The following is a 25525-nucleotide window of genomic DNA, read 5'->3' as shown; positions in this document are numbered from 1 at the left end:
AGTTCATCAAAATTTAACCTATCCGCTTTTTTACAAATTCAATTGCAATATTATTGCATTTAAAATGCATCTTTGTTGCGTTAATTTTAAATTAAAAAGATGCGCATAGGTTTACTTTTATTTCTTCTATCTTTTTTCACGACATTAAGCTATGCCCAGCAACGCACTAAAACTACAGGCTTTACATTAAGCGGAAAGGTAAAAGATGCATCAACCAAAACACCTCTTAATGAGGCTACAATTTCTATTATAGGCACATCAACAGGTACACATAGCGATAGTACGGGTGTTTATCAACTGGCAGTTCCGGCAGGATTGCACAAGTTTAGATTCGAGTTTGTAGGATACGCGAATGTGGATACGCTATTGAACATCAGCAGCAATACCAAACTTAACATCAATCTGAAACCTTCAGATGACTTTTTGAAAGAGGTAAGTATAAATGCAACATCATCACATAAAGTAATTGAAACCCAAAGCCTCACCGTATTGCAGGGAACCGAGCTGGAACGTACCCGCGGTTTAAGCCTGGGCGAATCATTAAAATCAATAACCGGCGTAACCACATTTCAAACCGGGCCATCCATCGCCAAACCTATTATTCATGGTTTGTACAGCAACCGCATCCTGATTTTAAACAATGGTGTACGCCTGGAAGCCCAGCAATGGGGATCTGAACATGCGCCGGAGATTGATCCCTTCATCGCCAATAAAATAGAAGTGATTAAAGGTGCAGCGGGGATCCGTTATGGATCGGATGCTATAGCTGGGGTAATTCTGGCCGAGCCCAAAGCCTTACCAACTGCTCCCGGTACGATGGATGGCGAAGTTAATGCTGTGGGGATGACTAACAGTCGCCTCGGTGCATTCTCTGCCATGCTCGAAGGTTCACTCGGTAAAAAACTGGAAGGTTTAAGTTACCGCATACAAGGCAGCTACAAACGTGCCGGTAATACCAGTACGCCTAATTATATTTTAGGCAATACCGGATTAAGCGAAAACGATTTCTCGGCCGCCTTACAGTATTATCATAAAAATTATGGCATTGAAACCTATTACAGCGATTTCAATACCAAGCTGGGCATTTTATCAGGTACCGAAGTTGGTTCTATTGCCGATTTGCAGGCGCGCATCCAGGAAACTACTCCGATTACTCCTTCTGATTTTACTTATACCATCGACAGGCCTTACCAAACTGTAAACCATTCAACAGCCAAAGTGCGCGGCTTTTACAATTTTGATGATGGCAGTAAACTACAGGTACAATACGCTTATCAAACCAATAAACGATCTGAGTACGACCTGCTTTCGTTTTCGCCAAGCCTGGCTCCTGCTTTGTATCTAAAGATCAATACCTCTACTGCCGATGTTAATTTTGATCAAAAACCCATTGGCGGACTAACCGGCTCTATCGGCATTAGCGGCATGAACCAGGGCAACGTGCGTATGTACGAATACCTGATCCCAAACTTTGTTGATTATGACGGAGGGGCATATATCATTGAGCGTTATCGATATAAAAAATTGCTTTTTGAAGCGGGTATCCGTTACGATTACCGCTGGTTAAAGGCATACCGTTTTAACGATACCATTGCCAAAATAGAAGCCACAACCACACATTACCAAAGCAGCAGTTCAACCCTCGGCGCTACCTATAATATTACGAATGATCTTACACTGAGCGGCAATTTCGGTTCGGCATTCAGGGCACCTACGGTTAATGAACTTTATTCAAATGGTGTGCATCAAACCCTTATCTCGTATGAAGTTGGCGACCCGAATCTTAAAACCGAGCGGGCCAGCAATTTCAGTCTGAATTTAAATTACCAGTCGCACCGGGTGGCTATCGATGTGCAAGGTTATTATAATAACATCAATGATTTCATTTTCCTGCAACCAACGGGGCAATACATCCGGGTACAGAGCGGCTCATTGCTCGAGTTTAATTATACCCAAGCCAATGTATATTTCAGGGGCGTTGATCTGGGTGTGATTGTGAAACCAATCGACTCGCTGGAGATCAATTCTAAAACCTCGCTCATCTACGCTTATAACAAAACGATCCACGATTATTTGATCTACACCCCTCCCATGCGTTTGCAAAACGGGCTAACCTATCATTTTGGTAGTTGGGGTGCATTGAAGAATATCGCCGTAGGTGCCGAGAATGTATTTGTAGCCAAGCAAACCAAAGTGCCCGCCAACCAGGATTATGCACCGCCTCCGGGCGCGTACAGCTTATACAATGCGCACATCGGTTTCAGGCTGATTATCAACCATACGTTTGCCGACATCGATATATCGGGTAATAACCTGACCAACGTAGCTTACAAAGACTACCTGGACCGTTTCCGCTATTTCGCCGACGAACCGGGGCGTAACATCATATTCAGATTACGGGTGCCTTTCAGCATCCTGCAAAATAATAAGTAAATAAAAGTTAAACAATTTAATCAAAAACCCCATGCTAAAACTAAAACACGCAACGTATGCGCTGTTAGCAACAGCCTTATTTTATGCAAGTTGCAGTTCGAAATCAGAACAAGCGGTAGCACCTACCATCGCCAACGAACAGTTAACCTCTGCCTACCTGAAACTAACTAACGAAGCCAATCCATCAGATACAACATCTTGCAGATACAGGTTCCACTTAGATAATAACGGCAACGTTAAATCAACCGACTCAACTGCATTGGTATTGAAAGCCAACTCTAAGTATGATGTAAAAGTGCTGATGCTGGATACTACCCAAAGCCCAACCTTTGTGGTATCAGACGAGATTAAACAACGCCAGAATTATCACCTGTTCTTCTTCCAGCCTACGCCAATCAGCTCAGCTAATCTGGTTATCGGTACAGGTTCGCCTTACATTCCGGGTACGCCAACAAGTGCTTCGGGCCCCTACCTGAATTTAGCTATTGCCCGTACAGATCTGGATAGCAACACGCCGCCGTTACAAATTGGTTTAACAGACCTGTTTACCACCGGCGCAGCAAGCACAGGTAACTTAAGGTTTGTGTTACGCCACCAACCTAACGCCAAAAACGGCACTTACGCCCCTGGCTCAACCGACTTAGACGTAAACTTTAAAGTAACTATTCAATAAGACCCTACAATTACACCAACATGAAAAAAACTTTAATTATCATATCAACGGCTTTTATCAGCTTAATTTCTTTAAGTGCGAGCGCGCAGCTTAAAAGCTATTTGGGCGTATTTGGAGGGATCTCAACCCCTACCGGCGAATTCAAGAAAGCTGATTACGGCGAAATTTATCACGAAAATAACAAAGCGGGTTACGCCAAAAATGGCTTCACCATTGGTTTGGATGGCGCTTACTATTTCCACAAAAACTGGGCTGTTGCCGGTACCATTTCTTACCAGGACCAGGGCCAGCTGAACAGCAACGATGTGCAAAACCTTTCTGCAGGTTATACAGATGGTTTCGGGGTCGATCAATCTTCGGTTACATCAAGCAAACGTTACAAAAATCTCAACGTGTTGGTTGGTCCGCAGTATACGTTTGTGTTTAACAAGTTGTATATAGATCTGCGTGCCAATGCCGGTATCATCAAAAGCTTCTCGACACCAGAAATTGATGTGGTGCTGACTGATGATGATAAGGACTATCCGTTTACCCAGCACAGTTCAACCGCTACAGCTTTTGCCTACGGTGGTAATGTTGGCTTGCGTTACAGCTTCACCAAATGCATTGGCCTGGCCCTGAAAGAGAACTACATCAACTCGCCGGGTATCAAAATTGATAACGATAACCGCAACAATGCAGCCGGCCGACTGGTAACCAAACAACCGATCTCAGAGTTTCAAACTACACTCGGTTTAACCTTTACATTATAATACAACATCAATAAAAATCAATCCCCTTGCCCTTCTGGGGTATTGGTTAAAGGCAGCTGTTATGGCTGCCTTTTTTGTTGTGTAATGTCTAACATAGACTACCTTATCCACTCGCCATTGTTCTTACCAACAATGACTCAGAATTAAAAGATTTGTCATTTCGAGCGAACGGTTGAGGGGCTGAGCGCCGGGGTGAGGAGAAATCTTCTGCGCCTTTTCTTAAAGCTTTGCAAATGATGCATGTCGCATAAGATTTTTCACCTTTCCCACACAATTTGCCCACGCTTCAAAGGTTCGAAATGACAAATTCGTTTAGCTAAAATAATGACATAAAGAAATCACCCACCAACAAAAAAACGGCCCCCTGTTACCAAGGGACCGCATGGATTAAAACTAAACTAAACTTCTATCTCACCAGAAGCATCTTCTATTGCGCCTTAAAAATCGGCGTCAATTAACTCTTTATTGATCACAGCTGCCGAAAACATACCTGTAGATACGGCAGAGGTCACAGAACGCATAGGGGTAACAGCATCTCCTGCGGCATACACACCCGGGATTGTTGTGCGGCCAAATTCGTTAACCTTTATTAAGCCATTTTCTGTAAACTGACAGCCTAATTGCTGCGGAATATGGCAATGCTGCACCAAGGGCAGTCTGGTATATAAGGCATTGATATTTATAGTGGTATCGTCTGCAAATATTATCTTACTCATTTGCCCATTTTGGTGGATGATCTCTTTTACTTCAGCCTCAACCACATCAATTTGTTTAGCTTTAAGCTTTATCAACTGATCATCAGTTAAGGTCGATTTACCATTCGTAAACACGGTAAGCTGACCTGTCCAGTTATTAATGAGTTTGGCGAATTCAAATGCACCATCACCATTAGCCAGTATACCGGTAGGTTGATTACGAACCTCATAACCATGGCAATAAGGGCAGTGTAAGGCCGAAATACCCCAGCATTGCGCAAAACCCCTGATATCGGGCATGGTATCTTTAACACCCGATGCAAACAATAGCTTGCGCGCCGTAAATGACTTTCCCGACAGGACACCAACCTCAAATCCATCGTTATAAGGGATTCCATAAGCTGCCCTGTCTTCAAAAAAGCCAACAGTGGCATATTCCGCCAGTTGTTCTTTTGCTTTGGCGGCGATCGCAGCCGGTGGCTCCCCATCGCGGGTTAAAAAGTTGTGCGAATGCGGGGTTTGCTTGTTGCAGGGCTCAGCGCTATCAATAACCAATACTTTCCTTAACGAACGGCCAAGTGTAGTGGCAGCCTGCAAGCCGGCGTAACTGCCGCCAATAATTATTACATCATAATTAGTATCCATTTACAATACGGCGTTAAAAGGGTCATCAAATACCAATTGCTGGTCGTACATCAATTTTTCGAGGTCGGTGATGAGGCAGCTTTGCAAATCGGCTATGATTTGGGCCTTATCCAGGTCCTGGCCGATAAATACCAGCTCATTCATCCTGTCGCCATACGTGGCCGACCATCTCGACTCTATTTGCTGCTGGCTTAATACAAAATCACCATTCACAATTCGCTCTTTATAAGGCATGGAAGCCCACCAAACACCGGCATAATCAACTTTTAATGAGCCGCCAGCCTGCGAAAAGCTGAGCGCCTCATTGCGCCGTGAAGCCAACCAGAACATGCCTTTGGCACGGATAATATTGTTGGGGTAATCATCATTCAGGTATTCCCACAAACGCCCGGGGTGAAATGGTTTTTGCGAGCGGAATACCACCGAACTGATACCATACTCCTCAGTTTCAGGCGAATGATGACCGTCCAATTCCTTAATCCAACCAGCTGATTGTGAGGCTTTATCAAAATCAAACTTGCCCGTATTTAAGATCCTGTCGAGCGGCACTTTGCTGAACTCACTCTCTATCAGATCCGCTTCCGGGTTTAGTTTGTGGATGTATTCTTTGAGCAAACCAAGGTCGTTGGGCAGTATCAGGTCTGTTTTATTGAGGATGATCACGTTGGCAAACTCAATCTGATCGGTCAACAGGTTAACTATGGCGCGCTGGTCGCGTACATCGTCGGTCAGGTTTCTGTCGATTAATTTTTCATTACTTACATAATCCCTGAAAAAATTAAAGCAATCCACCACGGTAACCATCGTATCCAACGTACTGAAACGACTCAGGTCAATATCCTGATTATCATCAGCATAGGTAAAAGTTTGTGCTACAGGGATGGGTTCAGAAATGCCTGTACTTTCAATCAGCAGGTAGTCGAAACGATTCTCTTTGGCCAGGCGTTCTACCTCAATCATCAGGTCTTCGCGCAGGGTACAGCAGATACAGCCGTTGCTCATTTCTACCAGTTTTTCGTCCGTACGCGATAAGGTGTGCTCATTGGCTACCAGCTGGGCATCAATATTTACCTCGCTCATATCGTTCACAATTACGGCTACTTTGAGGTTGGTTTTGTTATGTAAAATATGGTTGAGCAGCGTAGTTTTCCCGCTGCCAAGGAAACCGCTTAATACGGTAACCGGTAATTTTTTGTCAGGCATGTATCAGTTTTATGGTGACAAAACTAAATATTATAATTTTAATTGCAACACAGTTGCAATTAAAATTATCTTTGTGACATGCTAAACACAAAAAATAACAAACTGGATAAAATAGGGATCTGCGTATCCATACTATGCGCAATACACTGCGCCTTGCTTCCGCTGGTTATTACCTTGCTGCCATTAATAGGTTTTGGTTTCCTGGCGAACAACTATTTCGAGATGGGTATTATTGCCACTTCCCTGTTTATCGGCTATACGTCATTGAGAGGATCGTACCGCAAGCATTATAACATGGGGCCGCTCATTATTATTACAGAAGGTTTTTTGGTGATCTTTATCGGGAAGATCCTCGTATCGCCACATTATGAATGGCTTTTTCTCACAACAGGCGGCCTGCTGATAGCCTCTGCACACTTTTATAATTCGAAACTAAGCATGCACGCACATGAAGAACATTAACAGCCTTAAAAGGTGGGTGGCCATTATTACATTATCCATGCTAAGCCCTGCCTGTTCGCACGAAACTAAAAGTAAAACATCGGTAACAGATAAGGACTTTAATATCGAACACCGAATGCCCAATATTAAATAATGAAGGAAATTTCGATGTTGGATATTCAAAATTCATTATTCGATATTATTCAAGCTCACCGGTAATTCACACCACCGGGCATAAAAAAAGCCTCCTGGTACACCGGGAGGCTTTTCTATAGAAAAACAAATTCTTACTTCTCTTTATTTTTCAATTCAGTAACACCTTGACGGATTTCTTGCGCCAGGTTTTTTACTTTTTGGAAACCGGTTCTAACACGAGTACCAGCTGCTTTGTTTCCTTTGCTATAAAAGCTTTCTGCATCTGCTTCTATCGAAGCGACCAGTTCTTTAAGTTCATTAAATTTGTCCATCTATATAAGTGATTTGAGTTTCAAACATAAATAAATTGATAATGTTTGCAGCAAATATTTTATAAATGACCCTATTTACCGTGATTTAACCCCCTTAGCTCCCCCGCTATTCACTATAAATCAACGCGCTACCAAATTAAGCAAGTCAAATTTTTAGTGTGTTTTTTTACGATTAATTGCGTTTATTCTGTCAATATCCGCTCTGCAGATTTAAGTCGTAACGACGATTTCCGCACAATCAGCTCAGGTTCCAGCACAATTTGGTGATGTATACCGGTTACATTTTCTTCATTAATGCTTTTAAAAAGGGTATCAATTACGGTTTCAGACAGCTGTTTTAAGGGTTGCGAAACGGCAGTGATGGGCGGATTAAACACTTTAAAAAACGTATGGTCATCAAAACTTACCACACCAATATCTTCGGCTATTTTTAAGTTTTGCCTGTTTAAGGCTTCAAAACCCTGCAATGTTAAATAGTTGGTGGCAAACATCAGCGCATCAATATTCTTGCTGTATTGCAGAAAATTACTGATCGAGTCAACAATAGATTCGGTATCGGTAGTAAAATTTACTTTCAGGATGTGTTCTTTTAAACCGGCCTCTTTAACTGATTCCGAGTAGCCAACCAAACGGGCAGCCATTTGAGTTTGGGTCGAATCGAGCGTTATAAAGCCTATATTCTGATAGCCCTGCTCTACCAGGTGGTCTACGGCCATCTTAACCCCCTTTTGGTTATTCAGCACCACATAATCGGCCGCCACATCAGGCAAATAGCGGTCGAACAGCACAACAGGGAGTTTTTCGTTCAATAAAGCCTTCACTTCGTTCTCAATACCCTTTGGTGGTGTAATAATATACCCATCCACGTTACGGCTTTTAAACATCTGGATCAGGTCTACCGTTTTTGCGGGTTTATCTTCTGTACTACAGTAAATAATTTTGTAGCCGTTTTTATAGGCATGCTCCTCGATATGCCGCGCCACGCCCGAGAAAAAGGCATCTGCGATATCTTCAACTATTAAACCAATAATCTTCGATTTACCGGTGCGCAGGCCCTGCGCCATAGAGTTGGGGTTGTAGTTACGCTCCTTCACAAAGTCCAGCACGCGATCGGCCAACTTATCGCTGATACGCATTTCTTTGGCCTTGCCGTTTAAAATGAATGATACCGTGGTTAACGATATATTGAGCTCACGGGCTATATCATTCATTGATATTTTCTTCTTCATAAATTTATAAGGCTGCCTGCTTTTTATACTGCATTGCGACCATGGTTTAGGATTATACTTGTTGCAACAAATATATGTTAATTGGCAGCTTTAGCTAAAAACAGCCATAATATTTTAACATTGCCTTTTTAAAAAAATTATATACGAAGCCCCAACCGGGTAGCATTACAAATTTACTACGTAATTTAAATGCAGCAAAATTGCAATTAAAACTTACTTAAATAAGGTATAAAAATAAGGCCATAAAATGTTAAAAGCAGACTATAAACCTTTAAACCGGGGTAATTTTCTGCAAATAATCTGTAGTTTCGGTCGAAGAAATTTTTTAGGCTAATCCCGACTTTTTAGAACCCAATCCGAATGACAAAATTGACACCTTTTCATGTTGCCGTACCGGTTTACGATTTGCAAAAAGCGCGCACTTTTTACCGCGAATTTTTGGGTTGTGCCGAAGGCAGGAGCAGCGAACAGTGGGTCGACTTTAATTTGTTCGGTCACCAGTTTGTGATCCACCTGAAACCCAAACCTGCTGACGAAATTTCGCACCACCATAACCCGGTCGATGGGCACGATGTACCCATCCCCCACTACGGTGTAGTTTTAGAATGGGATGCGTGGCATGAGCTGGTTGACCGCCTGAAAAGCCACGGCATACAGTTTGTGATCGAGCCCGGCATCCGCTTCGCAGGCAAACCCGGCGAACAAGCCACCATGTTTTTCCTCGACCCATCTGGTAACGCACTGGAATTTAAGGCTTTTAAGGATATGGGGCAGCTATTTGCTGTGTAATTACCGCCTTTCGTTATAAACTTCAAACTCGGCTATTGATGGCTGGCTGTTATACCCATCAATCCAAATCCTTACTTTACCGGCCCATACGCGGTTAAAACGGTGCACTTTAATGCGTGTGGCGTTATCACCGGTTAATAAAGGTTTCCATTCGCCTTCGGCATAGTACTCTAAGCGGTAATTTTTAATATTGGCTTTAGCCTCGGCAATAACTATGGTGTTGATGGCTTGCTCACGCTTGAAATCTACTTCATAGAATGGATTTTTAACGGTAGGGTTCGAAATCCACGAGGTGGTAAAATCATCGTCGTTCGCAAAATCCATAATATTCATATCATCGCTCCAGCTGGATGTAGTTGGCTGATTTTTAGCGAGATTAGAAGAAATGATCGGCGCATCCAAAGCTGGCAATGCAGCTACGGGGCCTTCGTTTTTCCACATACTGCCTATTTGTTTCAGGGCTGCAATCGCGTTATCATCAATCAGGCCATCGCGGTTTGGGGCCACATTGAGGATGAAGTTACAACGGGCATTATTAAGTGGCACCAGGATTTCATTAACCAGTTTCGGGATATCTTTTACCGGTGTGGTTGGGAAATCGGTTTTCCAGAACCAGGCACTGTTGATAGGCAAACAAGCCAATGCTGGCATGTGATTGCTTTCTTTCGAAATTCGCTGACCGGCTCCCATTTCGTAAGTCTTAATATCGCTATAATATAAGCCCTCGCCCGGGTATTTAGCGCCGTTTAAATCCATCAGCAGGCAATTGGGCTGTAGTTTTTTAACCAGCAGGTAAATGTCCTCGAAAGGAATGTCATCATAGCTAATCCGCGACCAGGGCGCATCCCAGCCATCGATGATCAGTGCCTCTATCGGTCCGTAATTACTCAGCAATTCGGTGATCTGCGCCTTTACCATCTCGAAATGTTTCGGTTGAATCTGGTTTGGGCGAAGCTTGTGGTGTGTATCCAGTATCGAGTAATACAACATCACTTTCAGCCCATTTTTGCGGAAAGCGTTTACATACTCGCGTACCACGTCCTTTTTAAGCGGACTGTTCATCACGTTGTAATCGGTGGTTTTGGTATCCCAGATACAAAAACCGCTGTGGTGCTTGGTGGTTAAGCAACCGTAAGTCATGTTAGCCGATTTTGCTGCCTTAGCCCACTGGTCGCAATCCAACTTCTTTGGGTCGAAGATCGAAGCCGGCGCATCGGGATCAGGCCAATCCTGGTTCATGTAGGTGGGGATATTAAAGTGGATAAACATCCCGAAACGCAGATCAACAAACTGCTGTTGTAGCTGCGCCAAGGGCTTTTGCTGAACGTTTTGCGCATTTGATATTAAGCTATTTAATAGCAGCAGGCAAAAAGAAAAGGTGAATATTTTTCGTAAAATCATAATGATGGTAGATGTATTTCAGGGGCCAATTTTATGCTTCAGCCAAAATAAAGATTTAGATTATTTTATCGGAAAGTATTTGTTAAATGCATTAGATGAGCAGGAAAAATTAAAACTGACGTAATACAAAGCGAGGGTGTCATGCTGAGGCACTCGAAGCATGCGGGCAAAGGCCTTTACTTCATGTTTTCCGTCAATGCATAATCGGCGATGCCCAACGCACATGCTTCGAGTGCCTCAGCATGACACCCTCTCTCGCTACCGTCCCGATTACCATCGGGATGGTAATACTAAGGTAAGGTTTCACCTTACGTAAGCTGAAAGCTTACACCAGACCAGTCACAAGTTACGCTGCGCTAAACTTGCGACAGTGATGATTAGAAATAATTGACAAATTACCGAATCAACAAATCGACAAATTATTGATACCCTGCCGCCTGCAACTTAAACAACTCAGCATAACGTCCATCGTTTGCCAGTAATTGTTCGTGAGTGCCAATTTCTAAGATAGTTCCTTTCTCTAATACTAAAATTCTATCAGCCAACCGCGCGGTGGAGAAACGGTGCGAGATCAGTACGGCCGATTTACCTTTGGTGAGCTCGGCGAAGCGCTGAAAAACTTCGTATTCGGCACGGGCATCGAGGGCGGCTGTGGGTTCGTCCAATATCAGCAATTGGGCATCTTTCATATAGGCGCGTGCCAGGGCCACCTTTTGCCATTCGCCGCCCGATAGTTCAACACCATCGTTAAAACGTCGGCCGAGCCATTGGTCGTACTGGTTGGGCAACTTTTCGGCCAGGGCATCGGCCAGGCTTTCGTGGGCGGCCTTTTTAATCAGTTCTTTATTATCGATCTCAGCAATATTACCTACGGCTATGTTTTGCGACAGGCTCATCTGGTAACGCAGGTAATCCTGGAAGATAACGCCCGTGTGATAGCGCAGGTCTTCGATGGCATAATCACGAATATCAACACCATCCAGTAAAATCCGGCCTTCGGTTGGGTCATATAACCGGGCGAGTAGTTTTACCAATGTGGTTTTACCTGCACCGTTCTCGCCCACCAAAGCCAGTTTTTCGCCGGGATGCAGGGTGAAGTTTAAATGCCGGTTAGCCCATTTATCTGAGTTATGGTAACGGAAACCAACATCTTCAAATGTAAAGCCCTGTCTAATAGGGTTTGGAAATGGTAATGGATCTTTAGCAATAACGATACGTGGTTTAATGTCGAAAAACTCGAGGAAATCATTGAGGTAGATAGCGCCCTGTGATACCGTGGTAAATCGGCTCAGGATGCCCTCCATCAGCGTACGTAACTGCCTGAATGAGCCTGCAAGAAATGTAAGGTCGCCTACGGACATGCTGCCATTTACCGTGCGCACTATAATAAATACATAGGCGCCATAGTAACCTAATGTACCCAGCACCGAAAAAAATGTACCCCAAACCGAGCGACTAATGGCCAGTTTGGTATTATCGATATAAAACTTGTTGGAGAGTTTGGTAAAACGGTCGATCACAAAATCAGCCAATCCGAAGGTTTTAATTTCTTTTGCCGTTTCGTCGCTGGCACCAAGGTAGCGCAGGTAATCCAGTTCGCGGCGCTCGGGTGTTTGGCCGCGGGTAAGGGCGTAGCTTTGATTATTAAAGTGCGATTCGCCCAGAAATGCGGGGAGGATGGCAATAACCAATAACAGGATCAGCCAGGGATTAAAAGCCAGTAAGCCGGTGATCAGAAAAGCCATCGAAATAATATCCTGCACCTGGCTCATTACCTGCGAGAGCAGCATGGTACGGCCAATGGTTTGCTGCCGGGCACGTTCCAGTTTGTCGTAAAATATCGAGTCCTCAAACTGGTCGAGGTCCAGCGTGGTGGCATGTTTCATGATGCGGATGGAGGTATAGTTAGAGAACTGGTCGCCCAGTAAACTATCCAGCAGGTTAATCATGCGGTTTAAGCCGTCGGTAAATATGGCGAGGCCAAATTCAAGCGCTACCAGTACCCAGATATGGTGATGATCTGTTACCGCGCTGTTGCGGTTCAGCAGTACTACTTCATCCACAATCAGCTTACCTACATATAACAAAGCCACCGGCATAGCCGAACGGATGAGCCTTAAAATGAAACTGAGCGTCGTTTTCCAGGGGCTGCTTTGCCAAACCAGCTTAAAAAACTGGGGCAAATTGCTTAATGCCGAAAGGCGTTGTTTAAAAGAAAGATCGTTGGTGTTTATTCTGTTTTTAGCCATTTAATATTTAAAGGTAAGGCTAAAATTGGCGAAAGAGATCATGGGAATGTCGGAATTTGGATCGAGGTACGAAGACAACCGATCGGAGGGAGCTCATTAATACCAATGAAAAAAACACATCATTAATAATCTCGTAGCTATACAGATCTCTTCATACCGTCATTGCGAGGTACGAAGCAATCGCGAACTTTACAGAGCCGCTCTGTAGGACGGGGATTGCTTCGTACCTCGCAATGACGGTAAAATTGATAAGGAGCTTAAGTCGCCGCCATTGATGGTGGCAACAACGACGGCGAGAGAAACTATTGCTGCGAGCTGTAGATCTTTAATCCAAAATCATTTGCAGTGTCATCGAACGAAGTAATGCTTCTGCCCTTTTGCTCGAGGTTACCTATAAAAACGGTTAATTCTTTAACAAATACATCGAGCGAAACTGCTGAAGTTTGCAGGTAATCCACCATTTTTTTCAAGCTCTCCGGCGAATTCAGAAACTGGTCGAGCATGCTGGAAAGGCCTAAAATATTGGCCACCGGCAGCCTTACTTTGTGCGAGGTAATAAACATCATTTCTTCCAAACCTGCTATATATTCTTTCAAATATTCCTCGGCTTTTTTAAGCTCCTGGTAAGCCAAATTCAGCTCTTCTGTACGTTTTTCTTTTTCCTGGCCCTGATACATTAATTCTTTATTGGCAATGGCCAGCTCTGCTGCGCGGTTCTCTTTTTCTGTATTCTGGAAGGCCAGTTCGTGGTTGGCCACAAAAAGCTCGGCAGCACGCTTTTCTTTTTCACTGTTTTGATAAGCCAGTTCGTGGTTGGCTATAATTAGCTCTGCTGCGCGTTTCTCCTTCTCTGCATTCTGAAACCTCAGTTCTTTATTGGCGATAATGAGCTCGGCAGCACGTTTGCCTTTTTCGGTATTCTGAAAAGCAAGTTCGTGGTTGGCAACAATGAGTTCGGCAGCACGCTTTTCTTTTTCACTGTTCTGGAACATGAGCTCCTGATTGGCAATGATCAATTCGGCAGCGCGTTTTTCTTTTTCTGTATTCTGAAAAGTAAGCTCCTTGTTTGCAATGATCAATTCAGCCGCACGGTTACTTTTTTCTTTATTTTGGTAAGCTAATTCCCTGTTGGCTACAATCAGTTCGGCAGCGCGTTTCCCTTTTTCTTCGTTCTGAAAAGCGAGTTCTTTGTTGGCAATAACCAACTCGGCGGCGCGTTTCTCTTTTTCCAGGTTCTGAAACCTGAGCTCTTCATTGGCAATAAGCAATTCTGCAGCACGCTTTTCCTTTTCGATATTCTGGAAGATGAGCTCTTTATTGGCTATCAGCAGTTCGGCGGCACGCTTCTTTTTTTCTACTTTTTCAAACGCAACTTCCTTATTCGCAGTAATTAAGGCTTTAGCCTGCAAAACGTGTTCTGTTTTTTGCTGCGCTGCCTCTTTATTAGTAAGGACATTATGACCAGATTTTGTTCGTTTTTCCATGCTCTTGCGATTCGGCTAATAGGTTTAAATGGAGGTACTAAAGCAGCAAACATTAATTAACAGCCCGCCCTGGTTACTATTGATAAATTTTTGTATCCGTTAAAATAGATCTGCCAGGATATTACAGATCGGTTTAGAAAAGTAAAGCGACCTTTAATTTATGATCACCATTTAGCAATATACCGAATTTATGATATAGGTTGTTTAATTTAAGACAGGGGCCTTGCCTTTGTTACATTTATAGACAATGCCACAGGTGTAATGTTTGGCTAACACCAATTATAAGCTGTAAGCTAATTGACAAATCGCCTAATTAACAATTTAGCAAATTAAAACTTCGCTACCCTAAACCCGGGTGAAGCGGATACCGGCCACGCGCCTAATGCCCGCGCAGTATAAGCGAAACACGGGAACAAACGTTGATAGCAGCACTATCCCTGCTTTTCTGAAAAAGCAAATTAACGCCCAACGACATTGACAAATTGCCGAATTAACAAATTGACAAATTGTTTACTTTTTCACTAAAATTATTAGCAAATAACTTACATTTGTATACAAGGGATTTACGACATGTATGCAATAGTTGATATAGAGACCACGGGGGGGCATGCCAGCGCAAACGGTATTACCGAAGTTGCCATTTGCATACATGATGGCGAAAAGGTGGTTAAACGCTTCCAGACGCTGGTTAACCCGGGCAGGGAGATCCCGATTTACATTAGTGCCTTAACTGGGATTACTAATGATATGGTGGAAACCGCACCTTACTTTAAAAAGGTAGCCCACGAGATCTATGAATTAATACACGACAAGATCTTTGTTGCCCATAACGTAAATTTCGATTACTCTTTCCTGAAACATCATCTGGCTTCGGCGGGGTACGATTTGCAGTGTAATAAACTGTGTACCGTGAGGTTGAGCCGCAAAATAATCCCCGGTTTGCCTTCATACAGTCTTGGTAAAGTTTGCATGCACCTGAGCATCCCTAATGAAGCGCGGCACCGTGCCATGGGCGATGCGGAGGCAACTGCTACCCTGTTCGGCATATTGTTGCAGAGCGATAAGGATAAGCATATTACACTGGCACTTAAACAGAAATCGAAAGAACAGGTATTGCCTGCCAACCTGCCCAAAAGCGATATCGATAGGTTACCGCTTACCGCAGGTGTATATTATTTTCATAATGATAAAGGCAAGGTAATTTATGTGGGCAAGGCTGTAAATATTAAGAAGCGGGTTTGCAGCCACTTTACCGGCAATAACCCCGGTCACCAACGGCAGGAGTTTATGCGGAACATCCACCGGATTACTTACCAGGAATGCGGTAATGAGCTGATGGCCTTTATCCACGAAACCATTGAGATTAAGCGGTTGTGGCCTGCCTACAACCGGTCGCAAAAGAACCTCGACTTTGCTTTTGGTTTATACACTTATGAAGACCAGCGCGGCTACATCCGCATAGCGGTTGATAAACGCCGTAAATACAGCACACCGGTGCATACCTGTGGGTCGATGGTGGAAGGCCGCAATTTGTTGTTGGATCTGATCGAGCAGTTCGGCCTTTGCCCTAAGCTGTGCTTTATCCAAAAAAATGATCAGCCCTGTACAGGAGCTAATGGTGCCCAATGTGCTTGCGAAGGCCATGAGGATGCTGATGCTTATAATGCCAAAGTGTATGCTGCTATCGCCGAGTTGAAACAGGCCCTACCAACCTTCGCCATTCGTGATGTGGGCCGTACCGATGATGAGCATAGCTGTATTTTAATTGAGGAAGGCCGTTTCTACGGTATGGGCTATGTTTCGCATTATTTTGATGCCGATAACATTCATCAGCTTAAAAACACGCTGACACCCTACCCCGGTAATGATTATATCCGCAACCTGGTGATCAATTATGCCGAACGCTACCCGCACAAAAAGGTAAGCTTTGGTGCAGAGGTAATTGCGGTATAATTTCTACAACCACACTATTTATTTCAAATTAATTAAATTTATTTCCACACAATATGGATTTGGATTGGTTTATGTTATATCATTTACCAAGACAAAAACATATATTATGGACAGCATTAATCAAAACCAGCCCGAGGATAATTTTAAAAACCTGGAAGGCGAAGACGCTAATAAAAAGATCAAAGAACTGGCCGAAAGTGCTGAGTCGTGTTTCTTTATCACCAATATTAAAACGGGGATCCCTTTGTCGGTAAGACCGATGTCGATCCAAAAGATTGACGATGAAGGTAATTTCTGGTTCCTGAGCGCTAATGATAGCCACAAGAATGCAGAGATCGGTACGGATCCTTTTGTACACCTGCTGTTCCAGGGATCTAAATACGCGGGGTTTCTGAACATCTATGGTATTGCCGAGATCAGCCAGGATAAAGAAAAGATCAAAGAACTCTGGGAACCCATCCTCAAAACCTGGTTTACTGAGGGCGAGGATGATCCGCGCATCAGCGTAGTAAAGGTAGAACCATCTGAAGGTTATTACTGGGATAATAAACACGGTGCCATGATCGCCTTCGCCAAACAAGCCATCGGCGCTGCCCTGGGCAAAACGCTTGATGATTCTGTTGAAGGCAAGCTGGTTGTATAGTACGTTTTACGTGGGACGTTATACGTGGGACGTTTTTTAAATCCGATAGAAAAAGGTGTTGTGCGAATTGCACGGCACCTTTTTTGTTTTACGTACAACGTTAAACGTATAACGTCCCACGTAAAAACTATATTTGTACCAACATCACCGCTTAACCATCCCCCTATCGTTGAGCCGACAAAATTTAATTCATGTCCTCATCTAAAACTCCTATTTATACCGCCCTGGCGGCCAATCTGGGTATTGCCATTACTAAATTGGCTGCTGCGCTTTTTACGGGTAGCTCGGCAATGGTATCAGAAGGCATCCACTCCCTGGTTGATACCAGTAATGAAGTGCTGCTGCTACTGGGCATCAGCCGAAGCCAGAAACCCGCGGATGAGAAACGCCCTTTTGGTTATGGCAGGGAGCTTTATTTCTGGTCGTTTGTAGTGTCTCTGTTGTTTTTTGCGATGGGTGGCGGCTTTTCTATTTATGAAGGTATCGAACACTTAAGAAACCCCGAACAGGTTAAAAACCCAATTTGGAACTACGCGGTACTTGCTATTGCATTTATATTCGATGGCTTATCGTTCATCACCGCCATGAAAGAGTTTAACCGCCAACGCGGCACTACCCCATTCTGGCAAGCCGTACGCGAAAGTAAAGACCCAACAACCTTTGTAGTACTGTTTGAAGATGCAGCCGACGTAATCGGGATTCTGATAGCTTTTACAGGTATCCTAATCGGCCAGTTATTACACAATCCTTATCTGGATGGTATTGCATCTGTACTCATCGGCTTATTGCTTACCGCAGTAGCCATAGTACTTGTCCGCGAAAGCCGCAGTTTGCTAATGGGCGAAACACCCGATGCTGCAGAGTTGAATGAGGTTGTTAAAATTGTAGAAAGTAACCCGGCGGTTAATAAGGTTGTTAAGCACCTGTCTAATTACCTGGCACCCGAGGAGGTGATAATTGCCATTAAGGTGAATTTTAAGCGGGATATTAGTAGCCAGAATGTGACTAAGGCGATTGAGCAATTAAGAAGTGATATACAAGAAAAATATCCGCATTATAAGCAGTTGTTTATAGAACCGGCTGAGTTATAAAGCTATTCCCGTCATTGCGAGGTACGAAGCAATCGCGAACTGTACAGAGCGGCTCTGTAAGTCGGGGATTGCTTCGTACCTCGCAATGACGTGTTAAGCTAAAACCCAAGTATAAGATATACCAATCGCCGACTTGTCCCGTGGGGTGCTGATCCCAACGATAGTCGGGACAGCATGACGTGCGTGGGGTTAATTCGCTCTTCGCGACTGCCGCTGCTACTAAAAACTGCAACTAAATAACAGAAGCTTTCTCTAACTCCTCCTCCATCTGCACCTGCAATTTCAATGCTTCTGCCCTTGCAGCATCGGCAAAATCTTCACCGTTAGAGGCGTAGATGATACCGCGGGATGAGTTAACCAGCAGACCGCAATCTTTGGTGATGCCGTATTTGCACACATCTTCCAGGCTGCCGCCTTGCGCGCCTACGCCGGGTACCAGTAAAAAGTTATCGGGTGCGTATTTGCGGATGTTGGTAAATTCTTCGCTTTTGGTTGCGCCTACAACGTACATAATCCTATCGGCACCGGCCCAGGTATTGGCTTTTTGAATTACAGCTTCGTATAAATGGCCATGCTCTGTGTTAAGGTATTGAAAATCCTTACTGCCAACAGATGAAGTTAGCGCCAGGATAATCACCCATTTGCCCTCATACTTTAAATATGGTGTAACACTATCGTTACCCATGTAAGGTGTAATAGTGATGGCATCGAAGCCCATGCCAGTTACTTCCTCATTAAAAAAGGCCTGTGCGTACTGATCAGAGGTGTTTCCAATGTCGCCGCGCTTGGCATCAATAATGCTGAGACACTCTTTGGGCAAATATTTGTAGGTATCTATTAAACTTTGCAAACCTTTTATGCCTTTACTTTCGTAGAAAGCTGCATTAGGTTTATAAGCCACACACAAATCTTTAGTAGCATCAATTATCCTTTTGTTGAATTCGAGGACGGGATCGGCGTATTGGTGTAAAAAAGCGGGAATTTTTTCGATATCGGGATCGAGACCTATACATAAAAATGTTTTTTTACGTTTGATCTGATCGATAAGCTGGTGTCTGGAAAGCATTTGAAAGAAATTTGTGTTTTTTCAAAGCACAAAAAAACTAAAAATAACCCGGAATGTTATCTGAATGTATATATTTTTCAAATATTTTGAATTAACTAATATTTATAGTACCATTGTATCGTTTTCCTGAAAAAGTTTTCTTGTATCTGAGAGACGATAAAAATATCCCGGTTTATACAGATTTACAAAATACGAATACTTGGTTTTTTGCTAAGCAAATTGCAGGCGGACTTCTTAATTAAAAAAATTTCCTTTTTGAACTATAATTCCTCTCATGTCGGATACAATTGAATTGAATGACAAACTCGTGTCTGAGTTACGCCTGATGGCAAAAAGTATGGGTATTAGCGAGGCTGACGAATTGCGTAAGCCACAGTTAATTATCCGTATTAACGAGCAGCATCAGCTTATAGAGCAAGCACGCGCCCAGCAAAGTGCTCTTTCTACTAATTACTCTGAAATTAACACAAACACCTCTGCTGATACTGCAACCGCAACGGACGACAGTGCAGAAGGCGATGACGATAAACCCCGTGGTAAAAGGGCCCGCAGCGTAAAAGCAAAAAAGGACGCTCCGCAGGATTCGCCTGTTGAGTCTACTTTGTTTGATGGTGATGGTAACTCTGAACCTAAAAAAAGCTATGATGCACCTGTAAGCGAAGCACCTGTTGCCGAACGCGAACCAGTTGCACCAAGACCCGAAGCCCCTGCACAGGAAGGCCGCCAGCCACGTTTTGAGAAACAACAACGTTTCCAGAACAATGGTAACGGTAATAATGGCAACGGAAACGGTAACAGCAACAACAAGCAGCAGGAACCTGCTATAAATCTTGATTTTGATAACGTTATTGTTAACGAAGGCGTTTTAGAAATTATGCCGGATGGTTACGGTTTCCTGCGTTCGTCTGACTATAACTACTTAACTTCTCCGGATGATATCTATGTTTCACAGTCGCAAATCAAACTTTTCGGCTTAAAAACTGGTGATACCGTTCGCGGAAGCATTCGCCCTCCGAAAGAAGGCGAAAAATATTTCCCTTTGGTACGTGTGGAAGCCATTAACGGCCGGATCCCTGCTGAAGTGCGTGACCGTGTACCATTCGACCACTTAACACCGCTTTTCCCGCAGGAAAGATTAAACCTGTTCACAGATCCGGGCAACTATTCAACCCGTATTATGGACCTGTTCTCTCCTATTGGTAAAGGCCAGCGTGGATTGATCGTGGCGCAACCTAAAACTGGTAAAACCATGTTATTAAAGGATGTGGCTAACGCGATTGCAAAGAACCACCCGGAGGTATACCTGATCATCCTGTTAATTGATGAGCGCCCTGAAGAGGTTACCGATATGGCCCGCAGCGTACGCGCCGAAGTAATTTCATCAACTTTTGATGAGCCTGCCGAACGCCACGTAAAAATTGCCAACATCGTTCTGGAAAAAGCAAAACGTATGGTAGAGTGCGGTCACGATGTGGTTATCCTATTGGATTCAATCACCCGTTTGGCACGTGCTTACAATACCGTTGCCCCGGCATCCGGTAAAATATTATCGGGTGGTGTTGATGCCAATGCATTGCACAAACCTAAGCGCTTTTTTGGTGCGGCCCGTAACATCGAAGATGGCGGTTCATTAACCATTATTGCTACTGCATTAACCGAAACAGGCTCTAAAATGGACGAGGTTATCTTTGAAGAATTTAAAGGTACCGGTAACATGGAGCTTCAACTGGATAGAAAATTATCTAACAAACGTATATTCCCGGCTATTGATCTTACTGCATCAAGCACCCGCCGCGATGATCTGTTACTCGATCGCGATACGCTGCAACGCATCTGGATTTTACGTAACCACCTGGCCGATATGAACTCTCAAGAATCAATGGAGTTTTTACAGGCACAGATCCGTGGTACAAAAACCAACGAAGAATTCCTGATTTCGATGAATTCATAAAAATATCAAAGGTTTTATGAGGATAAGATTAAAACCCTTAACTTCATAAAACCTTAATATTGGGTTGCTATATTTACAGCCGCGAATGAAACAACGAGTTAGAAAACACTTACCCAACGCCATTACCTGTTTTAATTTATTCAGTGGATGCGTAGGTATTGTATTTGCCTTTCAGGACAACCTGGTGGTGGCTGCCTATTGCATTTTCCTGTCGGCCATATTCGATTTTTTCGACGGACTGGCTTCACGTGTACTCCAATCATTTTCTGGTATAGGTAAAGATCTTGATTCACTTGCCGATATGGTAAGCTTCGGTGTTTTACCTTCAGTTATCCTGTACGAACTGTTTTTACAGGCTCCGCAGATTGAGCATATCAGCAACTTCTTAAACTTTATTGCCTTCTTATTACCCGTATTCTCGGCTTTAAGGCTGGCTAAGTTTAATATTGATACCCGCCAGGCCGAAAACTTTATCGGTTTACCAACGCCGGCTAATGCTATATTAATAGCATCATTCCCATTAATACTGCGTGAGCATAATTTAATCTTTACAGATTATATCCTCAACCCTTACTTCTTATCATGCTTTGTGCTGATAATGTGCGCTTTACTGGTTGCAGAGATGCCGCTGATGTCGCTTAAATTTAAGAACCGCGATTTCAATAAAAATATATTCAGGTATTTACTGCTGTTATTTTCGGCTATTCTGATTCTATTTTTTAAATTTGCTGCAATTCCGGTGGTTATCTTGATGTATATCACCCTATCAGTAATTCAATTCAGATTTATACCCAAATGACAAAGTTCCAGGCCGAAATCGACGTAATGCCAAAAAAAGAAATTCTTGACCCACAAGGAAAAGCAGTTTCAGGAAGTATGAAAAACCTTGGCTTGTCTGAGATCGATAATATCCGTATCGGCAAACACATTACTTTAGAGATCGATGCAGAAAATGCAGAGGTAGCCCACGCTAAAGTAGAACAAGCTTGCAAAAGCTTATTAGCTAACCTGATTATGGAAAGCTATACCTTCGAAATAAAAGCTATTTAATTTTTCTTAGAATCGTGATATTGTTGGTGACAACACCAACAATGGCGAAAGAATAAACAGTGCTGCAAACGTCCCTCCTCGGGAGGGGTGCGGTTGCCTGTGCCGTGGCAGGGAGGGGTCACTCGCATGCTAAGCTTGTATAGGCACAAGTACCCAGCCCACATTCTACAGCTACATTACTTGCGCCTATATGGGGTACCCACATCTTTTAACCTGCTACAATTTATACCCCTTATTAATGTTAGAAGTAGTAGCACAATCATTGCATTCCCCTAAATTAGGGGAACACTACTGTCAGTGCAATTTGCCAAAACGTTAATAAGGGGTAGAAATTTAGGCTGAGCTTTATATTTATTTCTATAAATAGGTAGCCCCGATGGGGCATCAAAAAATAACCTTAGCAGTATTCAAAATCTCTGACTTCTAACACTGCTAAGGTTATAAATTTCTATTTTTTTCCGGGAAAACACTAAAGCTGCGACGCAGCCTCTGTTTTTATTTGCTGTAGTTTACGCAGGTTTCCTGTAATTACACTTCTTACTTCATTAAAACGGGTAGTAATATCGTGTACATCCGGTGCGCCGGTTTTGGCCAGGTGCTCAATCTCCTGCATGGCCGACTGGCTGTCGATCATACCAAAGAAACCAAGGTTCGGTTTTAACTTATGTGCAGATGAGGCAGCCGCTGGCCAATCGCCTGCTGTAATGGCGGTATCTATCAGGTGTAATAGCTCTGGCGACTGCTGCATAAACATATCTATCGATTCTACAATAAACTCGTTGCTGCCGTCGGCTATTTCGTATAAAAAGGTCAAGTCAAGGTCTTGGTTATCAGCCATAAGATAGAAATATTAGTTAGTTACCCAAAGTTATAATTTTTTCACAATCAAGCTATCTGTAAGCTCATTTTTAAGCTGTAAAATAGTCTTTTTTAACACAGGATGGACAAATTGGTTGTCCAATTCTCCTAAAGGCTCTAAAGTAAACCTTCTTTCGTGCAATCTTGGGTGTGGAATTATCAGCTCCGGGTCATCATTTATAATCATCTCGCCGAAGAAAAGGATGTCAATATCAATAGTGCGCGATCCCCATTTTTCAGTCCGCTTGCGCCCCAGTGCTTTCTCCAGGTCCAATAGTTTCTTCAGCATAGCACGTGGCAGCATATCAGTTTTCACTAAAACAACCTGGTTAAGATAATTTGGCTGCCCTTCTACTCCCCATGCTTCGGTTTCGTATACAGATGATACCTGTACAACTTCGGCCATATTTTCTATGCCCTTAATGGCCTGTTTCAGAAAAAGTTGCCTGTCGCCCAGGTTACTTCCCAATAACAAAAAAACATTAATCATGTTGTAACAAATATTATGGACAGCATTCTAAACATTAACATAGCGAATTGCTAAGTTTGCATAGATAAAAAGATTTATACCACTTAATGAAACAATTTTTCAAATTTGTATTAGCCACAATAGTCGGGCTTATTTTTGCAGGCATCATTTTAGTTTTAATACTAATTGGTATCGTGGCATCAGCCAGTGGCGATAAAAATGTTACCGTTGAGAGCAACTCTGTACTCAATATCTCTATCGACCATCCTATTACCGAACGCACCCCCAATAACCCGTTGGCAGGTTTAAGCTTCCTGGGTTTCGATACCGATAAATCAATAGGGTTAAACGACATCCTGGCCAACATTAAAAAAGCCAAAACCGACGATAACATTAAAGGTATTTATCTGAGCGAAAGCTATATGCTATCTGGTCAGGCCACTACCGAAGAGATCCGCAAGGCATTGATCGACTTTAAAAAATCGGGCAAGTTCATTGTAGCCTACGGCGAAATCTATACACAAAGCTTTTACTACCTGGCTTCAGTAGCCGATAAAGTATATATCAACCCTAAAGGGATGTTTGATTTTAGCGGCTTCAGCTCACAGATCACCTTCCTGAAAGGTACGCTGGATAAACTGGGCATCGAAGCACAGGTTATTAAAGTAGGTACTTACAAAAGTGCTGTTGAACCTTTTATCCTCACCAAAATGAGTGATGCCAACCGCGAGCAGGTTACCTCGTACATGGGTTCGTTGTACGATTACTTTTTAACAGGCATTGCCAACAGCCGCCACTTAAATGTGGATACGCTGAAAGATATTGCCAACAACATGAAAATTCAGTATCCCGAGGATGCCTTGAAATATAAACTGGTTGACGGCCTTAAATATAAAGACGAAATACTGGACGACCTGAAAGACCGTACCGGCATCAGCCATAAAAAAGATGTTAAAAGTGTAAGCATTGATGATTACACCAAGAGCGAAGGCGACAAGAAGGACGATGAAGGCTCTTCAGACCGCCGTGTGGCTATCATTTACGCCTCGGGCGAAATAGGTGGCGGCGATGGCGATGATAACAGCATCGGTTCTGATAAAATTTCTGCCGCTATCCGCAAAGTACGTCTGGATAATAAAGTTAAAGCCGTTGTATTGCGTGTTAACTCACCGGGTGGCAGCTCAATTGCATCGGCTGTGATCTGGCGCGAAGTTATGCTGACCAAGAAAGTTAAACCGGTTATCGTTTCTATGGGCGATTACGCAGCTTCTGGCGGTTATTACATCTCATGCGCTGCCGATAGCATTATTGCCGAGCCGAATACCATTACAGGTTCAATAGGCATCTTCTCTATCCTGCCTAACATGCAGAAATTCTTTAACGATAAATTGGGTGTTACGTTTGATGGTGTAAAAACCGGTAAGTTCTCAGATCTGGGCGATATCAGCCGTCCGCTTAGTCCCGAAGAGCATTTGATCCTGCAAAACCAGGTGAACCGTGGTTACGATGAGTTTACCAAAGCCGTAGCTGATGGTCGCCACAAAACACAAGCCTACATCAACAGCATTGGCCAGGGCCGCGTGTGGACTGGTACCCAAGCCTTAAAATTGGGTTTGGTTGACCGCCTGGGTAACATCAATGACGCTATTACCTGCGCTGCTAAAAAAGCCAACGTAAAAGATTACAAGCTGGTAGCCTACCCAGAGCAGAAAAGCATATTCAGCAAATTTGGCAGCGGTTTAAGCACCGAGATGAAAACCCGCGCCATCCAATCAGAACTGGGCGAAAACTTTAAATATTACGAGCAGGTAAAAGGCTTACAAAGTATGATGCGTAACCCGCAAGCACGTATGCCTTACAACATTGTTATTAAGTAATACATAAATAGTTTGTTACAACAAAGCCACCTTTATTAAGGGTGGCTTTGTTGTTTTAAGCGCAATGCTGTAACAATTGACTATTTTTTTGAGGCTTTTATCAGCT

The 25525-nt window shown here is 43.3% G+C and carries 24 protein-coding genes; 14 read left to right on the top strand and 10 right to left on the bottom strand.

Annotation, left to right across the window (positions count from 1 at the left end; translation table 11 throughout):
• Positions 1-99 precede the first annotated feature (99 nt).
• Genes PQO05_RS09545 through PQO05_RS09535 form a run of 3 tightly spaced genes read left to right on the top strand, consistent with a single transcriptional unit; the run spans position 100 to position 3858 of the window.
• Entirely contained in the window at positions 100-2433 is a 2334-nt protein-coding gene (locus PQO05_RS09545) for a TonB-dependent receptor (protein ID WP_273632503.1), read from the top strand.
• Positions 2434-2464: 31 nt separating this feature from the next.
• Positions 2465-3106: a hypothetical protein gene (locus PQO05_RS09540; protein WP_273632501.1), complete on the top strand. Its 642-nt coding sequence runs from the start codon at positions 2465-2467 to the stop codon at positions 3104-3106.
• A gap of 20 nt (positions 3107-3126) precedes the next feature.
• Entirely contained in the window at positions 3127-3858 is a 732-nt protein-coding gene (locus PQO05_RS09535; protein WP_273632500.1) for an outer membrane beta-barrel protein, read from the top strand.
• Between the two features lie 437 nt (positions 3859-4295).
• Here the strand turns inward: PQO05_RS09535 and PQO05_RS09530 are convergent, their stop codons facing one another.
• Positions 4296-5198, bottom strand: a complete 903-nt coding sequence (locus tag PQO05_RS09530; RefSeq protein ID WP_273632499.1) for an NAD(P)/FAD-dependent oxidoreductase — start codon at positions 5196-5198, stop codon at positions 4296-4298.
• Positions 5199-6401, bottom strand: a complete 1203-nt coding sequence (locus PQO05_RS09525) for a GTP-binding protein (protein WP_273632498.1) — start codon at positions 6399-6401, stop codon at positions 5199-5201.
• A 78-nt stretch (positions 6402-6479) separates the two neighbouring features.
• Between PQO05_RS09525 and PQO05_RS09520 the strand changes: the two genes are divergently transcribed.
• Complete coding sequence (locus PQO05_RS09520) at positions 6480-6863, top strand: MerC domain-containing protein (RefSeq protein WP_273632497.1); 384 nt, start codon at positions 6480-6482, stop codon at positions 6861-6863.
• On the top strand, positions 6850-6996 hold the full coding sequence (locus PQO05_RS09515) for a hypothetical protein (protein ID WP_273632496.1): 147 nt from the start codon (positions 6850-6852) through the stop codon (positions 6994-6996). Before PQO05_RS09520 ends, PQO05_RS09515 begins: the two co-directional genes overlap by 14 nt.
• Before the next feature lie 133 nt (positions 6997-7129).
• Here the strand turns inward: PQO05_RS09515 and PQO05_RS09510 are convergent, their stop codons facing one another.
• Both PQO05_RS09510 and PQO05_RS09505 read right to left on the bottom strand, forming a co-directional pair.
• A complete protein-coding gene (locus PQO05_RS09510; protein ID WP_166587044.1) occupies positions 7130-7309 on the bottom strand; it encodes a histone H1 in 180 nt (59 codons plus the stop codon).
• A gap of 182 nt (positions 7310-7491) precedes the next feature.
• On the bottom strand, positions 7492-8538 hold the full coding sequence (locus PQO05_RS09505) for a LacI family DNA-binding transcriptional regulator (RefSeq protein WP_273632494.1): 1047 nt from the start codon (positions 8536-8538) through the stop codon (positions 7492-7494).
• Between the two features lie 360 nt (positions 8539-8898).
• Between PQO05_RS09505 and PQO05_RS09500 the strand changes: the two genes are divergently transcribed.
• Positions 8899-9327, top strand: a complete 429-nt coding sequence (locus PQO05_RS09500; protein ID WP_273632493.1) for a VOC family protein — start codon at positions 8899-8901, stop codon at positions 9325-9327.
• On the opposite strand, the gene PQO05_RS09495 is transcribed toward PQO05_RS09500, so the two are convergent.
• Entirely contained in the window at positions 9328-10728 is a 1401-nt protein-coding gene (locus tag PQO05_RS09495; RefSeq protein WP_273632492.1) for an alpha-L-fucosidase, read from the bottom strand.
• 1 nt (position 10729) lies between these two features.
• Between PQO05_RS09495 and PQO05_RS09490 the strand changes: the two genes are divergently transcribed.
• Positions 10730-10852, top strand: coding sequence for a hypothetical protein (locus tag PQO05_RS09490; protein WP_273632490.1), 123 nt, complete (start codon positions 10730-10732; stop codon positions 10850-10852).
• A 295-nt stretch (positions 10853-11147) separates the two neighbouring features.
• On the opposite strand, the gene PQO05_RS09485 is transcribed toward PQO05_RS09490, so the two are convergent.
• Together PQO05_RS09485 and PQO05_RS09480 are read right to left on the bottom strand one after the other, a co-directional pair.
• Entirely contained in the window at positions 11148-12977 is a 1830-nt protein-coding gene (locus PQO05_RS09485; protein WP_273632489.1) for an ABC transporter ATP-binding protein, read from the bottom strand.
• Positions 12978-13279: 302 nt separating this feature from the next.
• Positions 13280-14461, bottom strand: coding sequence for a coiled-coil domain-containing protein (locus PQO05_RS09480; RefSeq protein WP_273632488.1), 1182 nt, complete (start codon positions 14459-14461; stop codon positions 13280-13282).
• A gap of 570 nt (positions 14462-15031) precedes the next feature.
• On the opposite strand from PQO05_RS09480, the gene PQO05_RS09475 reads away from it, so the two are divergent.
• The 3 genes from PQO05_RS09475 to PQO05_RS09465 all read left to right on the top strand — a co-directional run bounded on the left by PQO05_RS09475 (position 15032) and on the right by PQO05_RS09465 (position 18148).
• Positions 15032-16414: an exonuclease domain-containing protein gene (locus PQO05_RS09475; protein ID WP_273632486.1), complete on the top strand. Its 1383-nt coding sequence runs from the start codon at positions 15032-15034 to the stop codon at positions 16412-16414.
• Positions 16415-16520: 106 nt separating this feature from the next.
• Positions 16521-17057, top strand: a complete 537-nt coding sequence (locus tag PQO05_RS09470) for a pyridoxamine 5'-phosphate oxidase family protein (RefSeq protein WP_273632484.1) — start codon at positions 16521-16523, stop codon at positions 17055-17057.
• 191 nt (positions 17058-17248) lie between these two features.
• Positions 17249-18148: a cation diffusion facilitator family transporter gene (locus tag PQO05_RS09465; RefSeq protein ID WP_273632483.1), complete on the top strand. Its 900-nt coding sequence runs from the start codon at positions 17249-17251 to the stop codon at positions 18146-18148.
• Between the two features lie 232 nt (positions 18149-18380).
• Here the strand turns inward: PQO05_RS09465 and pyrF are convergent, their stop codons facing one another.
• Complete coding sequence (pyrF, locus tag PQO05_RS09460; RefSeq protein WP_273632482.1) at positions 18381-19214, bottom strand: orotidine-5'-phosphate decarboxylase; 834 nt, start codon at positions 19212-19214, stop codon at positions 18381-18383.
• A 274-nt stretch (positions 19215-19488) separates the two neighbouring features.
• Between pyrF and rho the strand changes: the two genes are divergently transcribed.
• From rho to purS, 3 genes are all read left to right on the top strand, one after another.
• Positions 19489-21165, top strand: coding sequence for a transcription termination factor Rho (gene rho / locus PQO05_RS09455; RefSeq protein ID WP_337943068.1), 1677 nt, complete (start codon positions 19489-19491; stop codon positions 21163-21165).
• An 85-nt stretch (positions 21166-21250) separates the two neighbouring features.
• Positions 21251-21964 (top strand): CDP-diacylglycerol--serine O-phosphatidyltransferase, encoded by a 714-nt coding sequence (gene pssA, locus PQO05_RS09450; protein WP_273632481.1) that lies wholly within the window; start codon positions 21251-21253, stop codon positions 21962-21964.
• Positions 21961-22215 carry a phosphoribosylformylglycinamidine synthase subunit PurS gene (gene purS, locus PQO05_RS09445; protein WP_273632480.1) on the top strand — a complete coding sequence of 85 codons (255 nt, stop codon included), beginning with the start codon at positions 21961-21963 and terminating at the stop codon, positions 22213-22215. Before pssA ends, purS begins: the two co-directional genes overlap by 4 nt.
• Positions 22216-22684: 469 nt before the next feature.
• Here the strand turns inward: purS and PQO05_RS09440 are convergent, their stop codons facing one another.
• Positions 22685-23053, bottom strand: a complete 369-nt coding sequence (locus tag PQO05_RS09440) for an Hpt domain-containing protein (RefSeq protein ID WP_273632479.1) — start codon at positions 23051-23053, stop codon at positions 22685-22687.
• 30 nt (positions 23054-23083) lie between these two features.
• Positions 23084-23563, bottom strand: coding sequence for a 2-amino-4-hydroxy-6-hydroxymethyldihydropteridine diphosphokinase (gene folK / locus PQO05_RS09435; RefSeq protein WP_273632478.1), 480 nt, complete (start codon positions 23561-23563; stop codon positions 23084-23086).
• An 86-nt stretch (positions 23564-23649) separates the two neighbouring features.
• Between folK and sppA the strand changes: the two genes are divergently transcribed.
• Positions 23650-25419 carry a signal peptide peptidase SppA gene (gene sppA / locus PQO05_RS09430; RefSeq protein WP_273632477.1) on the top strand — a complete coding sequence of 590 codons (1770 nt, stop codon included), beginning with the start codon at positions 23650-23652 and terminating at the stop codon, positions 25417-25419.
• Positions 25420-25525 lie beyond the last annotated feature (106 nt).

The organism is Mucilaginibacter jinjuensis, from assembly GCF_028596025.1.
GTDB lineage: Bacteria > Bacteroidota > Bacteroidia > Sphingobacteriales > Sphingobacteriaceae > Mucilaginibacter > Mucilaginibacter jinjuensis.
This window is presented reverse-complemented; position numbering and strand designations above follow the sequence as displayed.